Below are 14,593 nucleotides of genomic sequence, written 5' to 3'. Positions count from 1 at the left end.
TTCAAGATTTAAAGTTTTTGGTATTCTCTTTGAGTGCCTGTAAGTCTTGAAAAAAATTCACCCTTAGGTCTCGACCTAAATCATCGACATGGATACCAGTGTGCTACCGATTATTATCCTATTACCGCTCATACTCGGCACCACCCTTGTCTCACAATTGCAACGTATTTCACGGGGCGTGACGGCACTTGGGGCGATTGGCATCAGCCTTAGCTGTTTTATTTTACTTCTTACTCAGGCAGAAACGGTTCTTCAGGGCAATACCCTGCAACAAAGCTGGGACTGGCTTCCGCAGCTTGGGATCAATCTTAGTTTTCGCCTGGATGCATTAGGTTTATTGTTTGGTCTGCTGATTAGCGGTATCGGCACACTCATTTATATTTATGCCTATTATTATCTCAGCCCGAAAAACTCGCTCAGTAAACTCTATCAATTATTAATGCTGTTTATGGCAGCCATGCTCGGGATTTCGCTCTCCAACAACCTGATCCTGTTATTGGTGTTTTGGGAGTTAACCAGTATTTCCTCTTTCCTGCTGGTCGGTTACTGGAGTCAGTATGATGCGGCCCAGCGTGGTGCCCGTATGGCACTTACCATTACAGGAATGGGTGGTTTGGCAATGCTGGGGGGCTTTGTCTTACTGGGTCAGATCACCGGAACTTATCAGATCGATCAGCTGGTGCTGATGAAAGATACCATTCAGCAACATGAGCTATTTGTTCCGACCTTATTGCTGATCTTACTTGGGGCTTTTACCAAAAGTGCGCAGTTCCCGTTTCACTTCTGGTTACCCAATGCCATGGCGGCACCTACGCCTGTTTCAGCTTATCTGCATTCGGCAACAATGGTCAAGGCAGGGATTTTCCTGCTGGCCCGTTTAGCGCCTATTTTTATTGGTGCTGCGCTGTACCACAACATCGTGACTTTTGTTGGTCTATTCACCTTGTGTATGGCCGCAGGTTTTGCAATTTTCAAAGAAGACCTGAAAGGACTTCTGGCCTATTCGACTATCAGCCATTTAGGTTTGATTGTCTGCCTGCTCGGTATCGGTTCACCGCTTGCCGTTGCTGCGGCGGTATTCCATATCATCAACCATGCCACCTTTAAAGCGGCATTGTTCATGATTGCAGGGATTATCGACCATGAAACCGGCACCCGTGACTTGCGTAAGCTCAGTGGTGTCTGGCAACTACTTCCATTCACTGCAACCTTGACCATGATCACGGCGGCATCTATGGCAGGCGTGCCCCTCACCAATGGTTTCATCTCCAAAGAGATGTTCTTTACCGAGTTACTGGCGAATCTATCTGGTCCGGTCATGGTGATCTCGGCGATCATTGCGACCTTGGCCGGTATTTTTGCAGTGAGTTATTCGATTCGACTGGTTCACGGTGTGTTCTTTGATGGTCCACTGGGTAAACAGGTTCCAAATAAAGATGCGCATGAACCACCATTAGGCATGCGCTTACCTGCAATCATCCTTGCGACTTTGTGTATTTTGGTCGGCATCCTCCCTGCCCTGCTCGCAGGCACCCTAGTGAATAGCGTGACGCGTGCCAGTCTGGCTCAACCTGAATTTGAAGGTGTGCATCTGGCGATCTGGCATGGGGTGAATGCACCGTTGCTAATGAGTGTGATTGCCTTGATTGGCGGGACAATGTTCTATTTCGCACTGGCAAAAGACGGTCGTATTCGCAAGATCGACCTTGATCCGCATCTGGGTAAATTTCAGGGCCGAGTCCTGTTCGATCTGTTCCTGAAACATTTACTGCTCAGCAGTCGCCGCATGAAGCAGACCACAGAAAATGGTTCTCTGCAAAGCTATCTGCTCTGGATCGTCCTGTTTAGTATTGTCATGGTGGCACTGCCGCTGTTGAATCAGGGACTGACCACAGGGACACGAGAACTGACCCATGCGCCGTGGGTGGCGATCGTGTTATGGCTCACGTTGTTCTCTGGTTGCTGGATGATGCTGTGGTTCCATCATGAACGAATCAAGGCAGTGCTGATCAGTGGTGCGGTTGGTTTAGTGGTGACCATGGTGTTCGTGACCCTGTCTGCACCTGATCTGGCATTAACGCAAATTACGGTAGACGTCGTGACCACGGTTTTACTGCTCATGAGCTTGTCATTACTGCCACAACTGACACCATACGAATCGAGTCGTTCACGCCGCTGGAGAGATGCAACTCTGGCCATTGTAGGTGGATTGGGTATTGGCTGGATTACATGGCTGCTACTGACCCGCGACCACAATTCAATTTCATGGTTCTTCATGCAACAGGCGATTCCACTTGGCGGTGGATCCAATGTGGTGAACGTGATTCTGGTGGATTTCCGTGGCTTCGATACCTTCGGTGAAATCACGGTATTGGGTATCGCAGCCATCGGTGCGCTGTGCTTGATGGATGGCATGCGTGCGCATGGTACCACCATGACCCAAGGCCTGACTTATCGCTTCAACCCTTCTCCACTAATGCTACGTATTACCGCATCATGGATCTTGCCACTCTCGCTTGTGGTCAGTGTGTATATTTTCATGCGCGGTCACAACCTACCGGGTGGTGGCTTCATCGCGGGCTTGATTACCTCAATGGCCTTGGTGATCCAGTACATCGTGCTGGGACAAGACCAGACCGAACAGATGATCAAAGCCAAATCAGGCCGTCTGTATGAGTTATGGATTGGTTCAGGCTTAACCATTGCCGGTTTAACCGGTATTGCAGCCTGGTTCTGGGCACGCCCGTTCCTGACCAGTGCACATATTTATGTAGAAGCACCGTTACTCGGAAATATGCATCTTGCATCGGCAGTTGCCTTTGATACAGGGGTTTATATCACTGTTGTAGGGGCCACCATGTTATTGATCTCGGTCCTGGGGGACTCACGTCACTCCAGTATGTCAGGCCCGATCCCAAGTGGAGATAAAGAAAATGGTTAGTATTGAATTTTTACTCGCTTCAGGGATTGGTTTACTGACCGCAACAGGTATTTATTTGATTCTCCGTGCCAGAACCTTTCCTGTTGTGCTTGGCCTTGCCATGATCGGTTATGCGGTCAACCTGTTCCTATTCGCAATGGGGCGCTTGCAAATCAATGCCCCTGCTGTCTTGACCCAAGCCACTAAAGTCACTGATCCATTGCCGCAGGCACTGGTCTTGACTGCCATTGTCATTGGCTTTGCAACCACAGCATTTATTGTGCAACTTGCCTTGCGTAGCCGCTATGAATCAGGTACTGATCATGTCGACTCCAAAGAAGAACCCACCTTGACTTATGACCCGCGTGAGGATGAGCCATAATGTTTGATTTTTATAATTTCTGGCACGCTCATGCTCCGATTATCAGTATCTTAATTCCGGCTTTTACCAGTTTTATATTGATCTTACTCGGCAACCCGGGTTCAGGCTCGTTAAAACAAGATTGGCGCCAGCCTTGGCGTCGCGGCATCAGTCTGGGCTCAGCAATTCTGGGGCTCATCACCGCGTTGAGCTATCTGGGGATTGCCAGCACAGGACAGATCACGGTATATCAACTCAGTGAATGGTCTGCACCTTTTGGCATTGTACTGGTACTGGACCAACTTTCTGCCTTTATGCTGGTGCTGACTTATGTGCTTGCGGTACCGGTAATCTGGTTTGCAAGTGATAACTGGGACACGCGTGGACGCTATTTCCATACCATGGTGCATTTCCTGCTGATGGGAATCGCGGGCGCTTTCCTCACTGGCGACTTGTTTAACTTATTCGTATTCTTTGAAATCCTGTTGATGGCGTCTTATGTGCTGCTGTTACATGGTCAGGGTCGTCCTCGGTTTCAACTGGGAATTCACTACGTCACCATTAACCTGCTCGCCTCTGCCCTGTTCCTGATCGGCTTAGGCATGATCTATGGCAGTGTGGGTAGCCTGAATATGGCCGATGTCGGGCGTCTGGTTCCGACTCTGGATGGTGATCAGCATAAACTTGCAATTGCAGGCGGTTTTTTACTGTTTGTGGTATTTGGTATTAAAGCTGCCATGCTGCCTGTTGGCTTCTGGTTGCCAAAAACCTATGCCGTTGCCAGCACCCCTGTTGCCGCATTGTTTACCATCATGACCAAAGTCGGCATCTACGCGATTTTACGGGTCAACGGGACCGTGTTTGATGATGTCATGGCCCAGAGTATTCTCAAGAACTGCCTGCTGATTATTGGCTTGATTACTTCATTGTATGGGGTGGTCGGTGCAATTGGTGCAGAACGCTTACGTCGTTTTGTCGGCTTTATGGTGTTATCGTCAATCGGTACCCTGCTGATCGCGATTGCCATGTTCAATACCGAAGCTTGGGCCGCGGCACTGTATTATCTGGTACATAGTACCTTGATCGGGGCAGCATTCTATCTGTTCTGTGGCTGGATCACCTCACAACGGGGTGCTTTCAAAGACCATCTAAAAGTTGCCCCCAAAATCAAGCAGGAAAAGGCCGCTGCCTTTAGCTTTTTCATCATTGCATTAATGCTGGCAGGTTTACCACCGTTCAGTGGTTTCTTGGGCAAAGTGTTTATTTTACAAGCCACTGCGGAAACGCCTTATCAGGGCTGGATCATTGCAGTGATCCTGATCGTCAGCTTGCTCAGCATTATCGCGCTGACACGAGTGGGTTTTATTCTGTTCTGGCGTGCAACACCACCGGAACAAGACCAGAAAGAAGCTGCTTATGCTGAATATCAGGCTTTGCCTGAAGTTGCACCCAAACGCAATGACAAGGCCATCTATATTCTACTGGCCAGCTTGATGGCCTATGTAGTCTTTGCCGCGCCTATCCAAAGTTATACCACGGCCACGGCACAGCAAATCCAGAACCATGCCCTGTATAACCAGACCATCCTGAAAAATGATGCGCAGGGTCGTCCGATCAGTGTCCAGCCTTATGACCCGAGTTATTTACCTGAAACCAAATATGGTGGTGAAGTCGAAGATCATAATGCCCTGTTGATTCCGGATATTATTTCCAAGCCAACCCTGCAAGGTGAGCATATTTCTGAATACAAGCAGCGTCAAATCGCTGGGCAGGTTTTGGAAGCACCGACCATTCCGAATAGCACACAGTTAAAACCAATGGAGGAACACTGATGCAAAAATTATCTTTGCTTGACCGTTGGTTTCCGCATCCCTTTGTATCTGTGCTAATTTTTGTGAGCTGGCTGATGCTGGCTCACAGTCTGGATGTAACCGATCTTTTAATTGCGGTGATTCTGGCCATCGGGATTGCGCGTCTGGTCAGTCCCTTTATTGACAGAACTCCGCATATTCAGTGGCTGCCTGCCATTAAACTGTTTTTTGTGGTGCTTTGGGATATCGTGATCTCTAATTTCCGCGTTGCTAAAATGGTACTTGGCCCTATGGATCAACTGCATCCGAAATGGTATCGCGTTCCTCTGGAAACTGAACACGAGCAGGTTAACACCTTGCTGGCCATGATCATTACTACTACGCCCGGTACGGTTTCCGCGGGGATTGATCAGGAACGTGGCGATATTCTGGTGCATGCGCTCAGTACCGATAATGCCGAGCTTGATATTCAGGACATTAAAAAGCGTTATGAAATGCCTTTAATCGAAATCTTTGACGTAAAGATTGCAGCTGAAGGAGCAACCAAATGACTATTCTCCCTTATGCATTGGGTATTGGCTTAATTGCAATTACCATCTCGATGTTTATGTGCCTGATCCGTCTGATTGCAGGTCCTTCGGTCATTGATCGACTGCTGGCCCTGGATACCCTGTTCCTGAATGCCACCTGTTTAATCGTCGTGTTGGGTATTTATTGGGTCAGCACCAATCTATTTGAAGGTGCGCTTCTAGTGGCAATGCTTGGCTTTGTTTCGACCGCTGCCCTCGCCCGCTATTTCACTACTGGTCACGTGATTGATTAAGGAGCGTCATCATGCAACTGATTATTGAGATTATTATTTCATTCTTCGTGGTGTTTGGCGCCTTCTTTATGCTGGTCGGTTCGATCGGCATGATCCGCCTGCCAGACTTGTTTATGCGTCTCCATGCACCGACTAAATCCAGTACTTTAGGGCTTGGTAGCTTCCTGATTGCAGCAATGATTTTTTGGGCGACACAAGGCCGTTTTGGTTTTGCCGAGCTTTTGATTACCCTGTTTGCCTTTATCACTGCACCCGTATCCGCCAATTTGATGGCTCAGGCAGCCATCCACTTACGCTTACGCTCAACCAGTGGTGAGGTACCAGAAGCCTTAAATCGTCCGCTTCCTTGGCAACGCTACCGTCGCCATCCACTGAAGAAAGATTAACTCTTTATTCCGAGCATAAAAAAAGCCACCCGAAGGTGGCTTTTTTTATGCATTCATAATTTTAAAACCATAACAAATGATTTTTATTATTTTAAATTTCTATGAGCCACTTATCATAAACCCCACCAGTAAACTCATGGCTTCAACCAGATTAGTATTTCTTTATAAAGCTAAATTACGCAGATATATAAAAAACCTACTTATAACTTAGCTAATATGGCATGACGATAAAAGTCATGTTTGCAACACCAGCATTATCGCTGTAGTAATTAAAGTTATCGTTCATATACCAATAATAATATCTCGTTGTTCCACTGTCGTTTATGTAATACCAAGTTCCACCTTTAGACTGGTCAAATTTCTCCTCATAACCAACCGCTGAATACTCTCCATTCCCCAAACTACACAGCCCCATAAGTTGCGCACGTCGAAGCCAAGTGACAACTTGTTCATATGGCTCAAAATCCCAACCATAAAGAGGACGATTAGAGGAGGTATCCTTGTTATCAGTCCAAAGCGGGGAGGTGGCCGAGGTCCAATAGAAGATATGACCAGGTGGAACCACCAGAGGTGGATGAGTCGGATTAGTGAAGAATGGCTTATCTGTAGCTACGGCCTGCAAAAAGATGCTTTGCGCATTTTTTGGAGTGATTACTGCTTTTGCATCGACCTGTGTCGTCTCATTTGGAATGACCTTATCTTTATGCTTATCTATGTCTTTATCTTTATCAAGACTAGGGTTTGGTTCTTTCCACTTTCTTGTATCATTCATTTCATAATCTCCGTTAATTCAAATAATTAGAATTTATTATTAATAGTAGCGAGTCAGAAAACCAAAGATTCTACAAGACAATCAATTCATCTTATTTGTCACCACCAACACAAGATTCTAAATATTGATATAGAAGTCAGATTTAAATTTATCTAAAAATAATGCAATATTTTGTTTATTTTTCAATCACAACTTAACACTAATACTCCATTCAAATAGATTCAAGAATCTAATATATCAATCCGACAAGCAGTATTTCTTGAGCAAATAAGAGCATTTATTTTTATAAAAAATTAAATATTTTCATGTAGATAATCAAAAATAAAAAAAGCCACCCGAAGGTGGCTTTTTTATATCTATTTACTTCTGTTCATCTTGCTCTTGTTCAGGCAGATCTTTCACCGCTTCAGCAATCAGACCAAACATATAGTTACCATAGGCATTGGTCTTGTCGTAATGGAAACGCAATCTTGGCGTAATCCGTGTCTTGATACGACGACTCAACTCATGACGCAGGAAACCCGATGCTTTATTCAAGACATCCAAGGTTTCTTTATTTGCAGCTTCACTTTGGTCATCACCCAGTTCACGGCCCATTACAGTGACATATACTTCAGCATATCCCATATCTGCACTGACTTTCACGGCTGAGATGGTCACCAGACCACCCAGACGTGGATCTTTAAGCTCCTGACGGATCAGCTCGGACAACTCACGCTGTACCGAATCCGCCATGCGCTTTAAGCGTTGGCTACCCGCCATTAAAGACTCCGTTTAATCAATTGAACATCATACACTTCGATCTTGTCTTGTGCCTTGATGTCTTTATAGCCTTTGACTGCAAGACCACATTCCATACCAGCACGAACTTCTTCAACCACTTCTTTATAGCGACGAAGAGATTCAAGCTCGCCCTGGAACACAACCACGTCATCACGCAATACGCGAATTGGCTTGTTACGGTGTAACACACCCTCAAGAACCATACAGCCTGCTGCTGCACCAAACTTGCTTGAGTGGAACACTTCACGCACTTCAGCAACACCCAGGATTGTCTCACGGTGTTCTGGTGCAAGCTTACCGCTCATTGCAGCTTTTACATCATCAATCAATTGATAGATGATGCTGTAGTAACGAATATCGATACCGTCTTGGTCAGCTTTTTGACGTGCTGTATTGTCGGCACGTACGTTGAAGCCTAACAATACTGCTTCTGAAGATTCAGCCAAAGTAACGTCTGATTCGGTGATTGCACCGACACCAGAACCGATTACACGGACTTTCACTTCATCAGTTGCAAGCTCATCAAGTGCAACATGCAATGCTTCCAAAGTACCGCGTACGTCAGTTTTGAGTACCACGTTAACGGTTGGAACATCTTTCTTGCCCATTGACGCCATGATGTTTTCAAGACGCATCGAGCTTGCGCGCTCAAGACGTTTTTGACGTTCACGGTCTGCACGAGCATCAGCAACTTCACGTGCTTTCTTCTCGTCATTGACCACAAGAACTTCATCACCCGCCATTGGCGCTTCTGGTAAACCTAAGATTTCTACAGGAATTGATGGACCTGCAGACGTGATACGCTGACCATTTTCATCTGACATGGCACGTACACGACCATACGATGAACCTGCCAATACCAGGTCACCAATGTTCAATGTACCGTTTTGTACCAGGATCGAGGTGACTGCACCACGGCCTTTATCAACACGTGCTTCAATTACAACACCTTGTGCCGCACCTTCAGCAGACGCTTTAAGCTCCATCAATTCAGACTGGATCAGGATCAGGTCAAGTAAGCCATCGATACCTTCACCAGAATGTGCAGATACTTTAGCGATTGGAACATCACCGCCCCACTCTTCAGGTACGATACCTTTGGTGGTCAATTCGTTTAATACGCGATCTGGATCAGCTGATTCTTTATCCATTTTGTTGATTGCAACAATGATTGGCGTACCCGCAGCACGCGCATGGTCAATCGCTTCAGCTGTTTGTGGCATGACACCATCATCAGCAGCAACAACAAGGACCACGATATCAGTTGCTTTCGCACCACGTGCACGCATAGAAGTAAACGCTGCGTGTCCCGGTGTATCTAGGAAAGTAATAATGCCTTTCTCAGTTTCAACATGGTAAGCACCAATGTGCTGAGTAATACCACCCGCTTCGCCCGCTGCCACTTTAGAGCGACGGATACGATCCAGTAATGAGGTTTTACCATGGTCAACGTGACCCATGATCGTCACCACTGGCGGACGAGTTGTTTGCTCACCACGTGCTTCTTCAGCTGCAACCAGTAAGTTATCTTCTGCTTGTGTATCAGAAACCAATACCGGGTTGTGACCCAATTCTTCAACCACAAGTACCGCAGTATCTTGATCAATCGCCTGGTTCTGAGTCACAAGCTCACCCATTTTCATAAGGGTCTTGATGACTTCACGAACTTTAACAGCCATTTTCTGTGCAAGATCGGCAACAATGATTTTCTCACCGATCTCGACATCATAAACCTGTTTCTTCACAGGCTTTTCAAAACCATGCTTGTTGGCTTGGCTGGTTTTCAAGCCGCGCTTGTGATGGCTCTTGCTAAAGCTTTGCTCAGACTGAGCATCGCCACCACGACCGCCTTTCTTACCACCACGTGTATTTGCAGTCGCGCCACCGCGTTTGATTTCACGGTCTTCCTTGTTGAAGGAATCTTCATAGGCCTGACCAACAAGACCGGCAGCTAAAGGTGAATCATCAATTACACGAATGGTTGCAGTTGCATCATCATTTGAATATTTTGATGCCATCTGACGCATTTGCTCAAGCGTACGTTGCTGCGCTTCTTCAGCAGCTTTACGACGTACTGCTTCTTCAGTCGCTTTCAACTGAGCAGTTTGCTCTTCACGTGCTTTTTTCTGTTCTGGTGTTTCAGTCGGGCGAACTACTGGCGCTTTAATCACCTTGTCGCTATTACGCTTTTTCACCACAACCGCTGCTTTCGCAGTGTTTTGACCTGAGCTATCAGAAGTATGCGCTGCACGCATGGCTTCTAATGTTGCATTGGCTTTTTGTTCAGCGCTATGACGAGCTTTTTGATCTGCTTCATCACGTACTTTTTGTTCAGCACGGACTTTCGCATCTGCTTCTACACGCGCTTTTGCTTCAGCTGCAAGTAATTCTGGATTTGGCTTGGCAAAAACCTGTTTCTTGCGAACTTCAACATTAATGCTTTTTGCTTTACCAGAAGTACTGGTAACTTTAGCAGTACTCGTTGTTTTACGTTTCAACGCAATCTTTCCTGTGTTACCACTTTCCTGACCATGTACTTTTTTCAAGTGATTGACCAAAGTATCTTGCTGTTCAGTGGTAATAATGTCATCTGCTTTACGCTGTGGTAAGCCTGCTTCGCGAACCTGTTCCAGGAGTTTCTCTACAGGACGTTCTACGCTGAGTGCTAACTCTTGAATCGACTTGTCCGTCATCTATTATCTCCTAGTTAAACCATGATTCACGTGCTTTCATGATTAATTGACCCGCTTTGTCATGACCTAAACCTTCGATATCAGAAATATCGTCAGTTGCCTGGTCTGCCAAATCATCAACAGTAACCACACCACGCGCCGCCAATGCATATGCAATCTCGGTTGTCATACCTTCCATACCGAGAAGTTCTGCACTTGGCTCTTGAATATTTTCTTGCTGTTTCAATGCATCCGTCAAAGCAGCTTCTTTCGCACGACTCTGTAGCAATTCAACCAAATCAGCTTCAAGCTCGATTTCGTCAAATGTTTCAGCCGGCACGTAAGCAATCTCTTCTAATGAAGTGAAGCCCATTTCAACCAATGCCATTGCCAGGTCTTCTTCAATATCAAGACGTGTAATAAACATGTCTAAATATTGCTGTGCTTCATTTTGCTGACGAGCACGATACTCTTCTTCTAACATCATGTCGAGTTTATAACCCGTCAATTCCGATGCTAAACGAACATTTTGCCCTTGCGAACCAATGGCACGCGCTAACTGATCATTGGTTGCGAAGATGATGTCCGCACTACGTGCATCTTCATCAAGGACAATACCTGATACATCAGCTGGCTCTAACGCACTGGCGATATATTGTGCCGGATCATCAGACCACACCACCACATCAATACGCTCACCGTTCAACTCTTGCTGTACCGCCTGGATACGTGTACCACGCATACCAATACATGCACCTACTGGGTCAATACGATGGTCATTGGTTTTCACTGCAATTTTAGCACGAACACCAGGCTGACGCGCTGCTGCTTTAATTTCGATGATTTCTTCAGAAATTTCTGGAATTTCTTTCTTCATCAAGGCAATCAGCATTTCAGGGCGTGCGCGAGACAATAATAATTGTGCACCACGGCCTTCACGGTTGACGTTGTACAAAATCGCATTGATACGCTGTTTAGGGCGTAAAATTTCTTTGTGAATGGTTTCTTCACGCGCCAAGTAAGCTTCAGCGTTGTCACCCAGATCAATGATAAAGCCATCTTTGGTTTGCTTTTTCACTTCACCGTAAATCAACTCACCGACTTTAGATTCATATGCATCCGCAACCAATGCGCGCTCTGCTTCACGAATCTTCTGTACGATTACTTGCTTAGCGATTTGCGCAGCAATACGACCAAACTCGATTGATTCAACTTCAAGTTCACGCACATCACCGATTGACCATTTCGCAGGGTCTACATCAGAAATTGCGTCCTGGCATGCTGGCATTTCATGATCTTCATCCGCAACCACCGTCCATTGACGGAAAGTACGGTAATCACCAGTTTTACGATCAATCTCAACACGGAGTTGAGCTTCTTCAGAATGTGTGCCTTCGTAAAACTTTTTCTTCGTTGCCGCAACAAGTGCTTGCTCTAACGCTTGGAAGATCGCTTCACGACTAACACCTTTTTCATTACTAACCGTTTCTGCAACGGTAAGAATTTCGCGGCCCATAAGTCACCTACCGATTTCTTATAAAATTAAGTTAATATTAGTCTTGATAGATTAAATTTGCTTTATCAATATTATTACTATCAATTTCAAGCACATGATTACCTTCAACTTCGACCTGAATGATTTCATTTTCCAAGTCTACAGAAAGTAATTTCGCCTGAAATTTGCGACGGTTCTCGACAGCAGCAATTAATCGTAAAGCCACTTGTTGCCCGATATAGGCAGGTAATTGATTAAGTTGGAAAAATGGACGATCCCAACCTGGTGATGACACTTCTAAAGCATACTCACCGGAAATTGGATCATGGACATCAAGCATTGCACCCACTTGTTGTGTTACCAGAACACAATCCTGAACGCCAATACCACGCCCGAGTTCAACTTCACCATCTTCATTGAGGACAGGTTCAGCACTCTCATCTACCGCTTTATCGATATAAATACGTAGTAAAGAACGCTTACCTTGTGGCAGGAATTCAATCCCCCACAGATCTACACCACACGCAGCTACAGCTGGCGCAATAAGATCATGCAATGCTTGTGATTTATTTGATAATTTCATGTACTCTCGTCGCTCTTATACGAGCCAATCAATCTTAACCGTATAGTGAAGCACGACTATTTGACCAATTGATGTCGAACAACTACACGATAGCTAAACAACCAATAAAAAAGGGCGTAAATCGCCCCTATGTTACACAGAAAAGCTTAGCCCACTGTGCAAAAAGGCCCACCTTATTGTGAGCCTCTTTTTAGAAACTTGGTAGCGGGAGCTGGATTTGAACCAACGACCTTCGGGTTATGAGCCCGACGAGCTACCAGACTGCTCCATCCCGCATCAACGTGCAAAAATTATATACAAATATGAAAAAAAGTCAATCTAAGTTTTCTTCATATCCGTCTGATTAAGTTGCACCTTAATCAAATGGTAGCGGGAGCTGGATTTGAACCAACGACCTTCGGGTTATGAGCCCGACGAGCTACCAGACTGCTCCATCCCGCAACAACACAAACACTGCATACACCGAACTTAACTGGTTATTAAGTTTGGTGCGGAAGGGGGGACTTGAACCCCCACGCCCGAAAGCACTACCACCTCAAGGTAGCGTGTCTACCAATTCCACCACCACCGCAGTTTGTGGGACGCATTCTATTCCTTTCAATACAAAAAGGAAAGTCCTAAATCGACTTATTCAGCCGTTTTAGGTGCATTTGATGAAGTTTCAGGCGATGTTGCCGGCGCAGATGTTGTCGTTTGAACAGATTTCAAACTATAGGCATCTGTGGTTTGTTTCTTGGCAAACACAGCGAGTGTCAAACTGGTGACAAAAAACAGCGCTGTAAAAATCGCGGTCATACGAGTTAAAAAGTTGCCTGCGCCTGAAGCACCAAATACGGTTGCAGCACCGCCACCACCAAATGATGCGCCTGCTTCTGCACCTTTACCTTGTTGTACCAGAACCAAAGCAATAATCAAAATTGCTAGAATGATGTGTACAACGAGTATAAAACTATACATCTCTCTTCCTCGTTATTTGCTTTGCGCAAATGCTTTTGCGATTTGGTAAAAAGATTGTGCATTTAAAGACGCACCGCCTACCAAAGCACCATTAATATCTGGACATGCCGCCAATTCAACCGCATTTTCAGCTTTCACACTACCACCGTACAAGATCGCAGTCGTGGCGCCAAATGCCGTAATCTGCTTTAAGCCTTCACGGATTTTTGCATGCATCGCCTGGGCATCTGCGGGTGACGCGGTTTTACCCGTCCCGATAGCCCAGATCGGTTCATACGCTACCACAATATTTTGCCATTGTTCAGCTTTTACCACCGCTGCAATGTCACAAATCTGTTGTAATACCACCTGCTCTGCTGCACCCTGCTCACGCTGTTCCAGAGTTTCACCGACACAATAAATCACGGTTAAACCTGCACTCAAGGCATTTTGCAGCTTGGCTTTTAATATTTCGACATTGTCACCGAATAACTCACGGCGCTCAGAATGTCCAATCAATACATATTCAATCTGGCTGTCTTTTAACAGTTCCGCACTGACTTCACCTGTGTAGGCACCCGTGCCAGCTACACGCGAAAGATCCTGAGCCACGGTATATACGGCTCTGGCTGCATCTTTTAACTGAGCCTGAACCCCAGTCAAGGCAATGCTGGTTGGTGCGACACCAATATGGCATTGCTCAGCAGCAATATTTTCCTGCTGTAATAACTGCTTAAATTCTTCTATTAGTTGGAAAGCATTCGCATGCATTGGATTCATCTTCCAATTGCCAACAACCCAAGGGGTAATGGTCGAATTCGACATCCTTCGCCCGCCTACTGTTAATTTTCAAAAATGCTGCATATTTTACACGGATTTTTATAAAATTCAGTTTTTTTCTATTGTTTAGATCTAAATCAATTTAAAATTTATCTTCATCTCAGCCTGGTTACAGTTTACGCGCTAGTCGCTTGTTATATTTATTTAAAAACAACAGGCTGGTGGCGGGCAAAAGTATCGGATCAGTTTAGAAATGAACGTATTAGATAAA

13 protein-coding genes and 3 tRNA genes are annotated in these 14,593 nt (G+C 45.6%); 6 read left to right on the top strand and 10 right to left on the bottom strand.

The genetic code is table 11. The features are described 5' to 3' along the window. Positions 1-88 precede the first annotated feature (88 nt). Genes JO943_RS14270 through JO943_RS14245 form a run of 6 tightly spaced genes read left to right on the top strand, consistent with a single transcriptional unit; the run spans position 89 to position 6,301 of the window. Positions 89-2,941, top strand: a complete 2,853-nt coding sequence (locus JO943_RS14270; protein ID WP_202741149.1) for a monovalent cation/H+ antiporter subunit A — start codon at positions 89-91, stop codon at positions 2,939-2,941. Next, on the top strand, positions 2,934-3,302 hold the full coding sequence (locus JO943_RS14265; RefSeq protein WP_004774108.1) for a Na+/H+ antiporter subunit C: 369 nt from the start codon (positions 2,934-2,936) through the stop codon (positions 3,300-3,302). The genes JO943_RS14270 and JO943_RS14265 overlap by 8 nt, the downstream gene beginning before the upstream one ends. Beyond that, a complete protein-coding gene (locus JO943_RS14260; RefSeq protein ID WP_202741148.1) occupies positions 3,302-5,113 on the top strand; it encodes a monovalent cation/H+ antiporter subunit D in 1,812 nt (603 codons plus the stop codon). Before JO943_RS14265 ends, JO943_RS14260 begins: the two co-directional genes overlap by 1 nt. Next, positions 5,113-5,643, top strand: a complete 531-nt coding sequence (locus JO943_RS14255) for a Na+/H+ antiporter subunit E (protein WP_005226456.1) — start codon at positions 5,113-5,115, stop codon at positions 5,641-5,643. The genes JO943_RS14260 and JO943_RS14255 overlap by 1 nt, the downstream gene beginning before the upstream one ends. Continuing rightward, positions 5,640-5,915, top strand: coding sequence for a monovalent cation/H+ antiporter subunit F (locus JO943_RS14250; protein ID WP_005226455.1), 276 nt, complete (start codon positions 5,640-5,642; stop codon positions 5,913-5,915). The genes JO943_RS14255 and JO943_RS14250 overlap by 4 nt, the downstream gene beginning before the upstream one ends. 11 nt (positions 5,916-5,926) lie before the next feature. After that, on the top strand, positions 5,927-6,301 hold the full coding sequence (locus JO943_RS14245) for a Na+/H+ antiporter subunit G (RefSeq protein WP_005226454.1): 375 nt from the start codon (positions 5,927-5,929) through the stop codon (positions 6,299-6,301). Positions 6,302-6,512: 211 nt separating this feature from the next. Here JO943_RS14245 and JO943_RS14240 read toward each other — a convergent pair whose 3' ends face one another. The 10 genes from JO943_RS14240 to tpiA all read right to left on the bottom strand — a co-directional run bounded on the left by JO943_RS14240 (position 6,513) and on the right by tpiA (position 14,367). Then, positions 6,513-7,073, bottom strand: a complete 561-nt coding sequence (locus JO943_RS14240) for a hypothetical protein (protein WP_202741147.1) — start codon at positions 7,071-7,073, stop codon at positions 6,513-6,515. A gap of 360 nt (positions 7,074-7,433) precedes the next feature. Continuing rightward, positions 7,434-7,835, bottom strand: a complete 402-nt coding sequence (locus JO943_RS14235) for a ribosome-binding factor A (protein ID WP_004774100.1) — start codon at positions 7,833-7,835, stop codon at positions 7,434-7,436. Beyond that, on the bottom strand, positions 7,835-10,549 hold the full coding sequence (infB, locus tag JO943_RS14230) for a translation initiation factor IF-2 (protein WP_005226452.1): 2,715 nt from the start codon (positions 10,547-10,549) through the stop codon (positions 7,835-7,837). Before infB ends, JO943_RS14235 begins: the two co-directional genes overlap by 1 nt. A gap of 10 nt (positions 10,550-10,559) precedes the next feature. Next, complete coding sequence (gene nusA / locus JO943_RS14225; RefSeq protein WP_004774096.1) at positions 10,560-12,044, bottom strand: transcription termination factor NusA; 1,485 nt, start codon at positions 12,042-12,044, stop codon at positions 10,560-10,562. 37 nt (positions 12,045-12,081) lie between these two features. After that, positions 12,082-12,606 carry a ribosome maturation factor RimP gene (gene rimP / locus JO943_RS14220; RefSeq protein ID WP_005226450.1) on the bottom strand — a complete coding sequence of 175 codons (525 nt, stop codon included), beginning with the start codon at positions 12,604-12,606 and terminating at the stop codon, positions 12,082-12,084. Between the two features lie 199 nt (positions 12,607-12,805). Then, positions 12,806-12,882 (bottom strand) — tRNA-Met (locus JO943_RS14215). 88 nt (positions 12,883-12,970) lie between these two features. Continuing rightward, a tRNA-Met gene (locus tag JO943_RS14210) sits at positions 12,971-13,047 on the bottom strand. Between the two features lie 45 nt (positions 13,048-13,092). Then, positions 13,093-13,177: transfer RNA gene (locus JO943_RS14205), tRNA-Leu, on the bottom strand. A gap of 56 nt (positions 13,178-13,233) precedes the next feature. Beyond that, on the bottom strand, positions 13,234-13,563 hold the full coding sequence (gene secG / locus JO943_RS14200) for a preprotein translocase subunit SecG (protein ID WP_032870579.1): 330 nt from the start codon (positions 13,561-13,563) through the stop codon (positions 13,234-13,236). A gap of 12 nt (positions 13,564-13,575) precedes the next feature. Next, positions 13,576-14,367, bottom strand: a complete 792-nt coding sequence (gene tpiA / locus JO943_RS14195) for a triose-phosphate isomerase (RefSeq protein WP_202741146.1) — start codon at positions 14,365-14,367, stop codon at positions 13,576-13,578. Between the last annotated feature and the right edge of the window lie 226 nt (positions 14,368-14,593).

Origin of the sequence: Acinetobacter sp. 'aerobic (ED)', assembly GCF_904886855.1 — a bacterium.
GTDB lineage: Bacteria > Pseudomonadota > Gammaproteobacteria > Pseudomonadales > Moraxellaceae > Acinetobacter > Acinetobacter courvalinii.
Note: the sequence above shows the minus strand (reverse complement) of the source record. Positions and strands in the feature narration are given on the sequence as shown.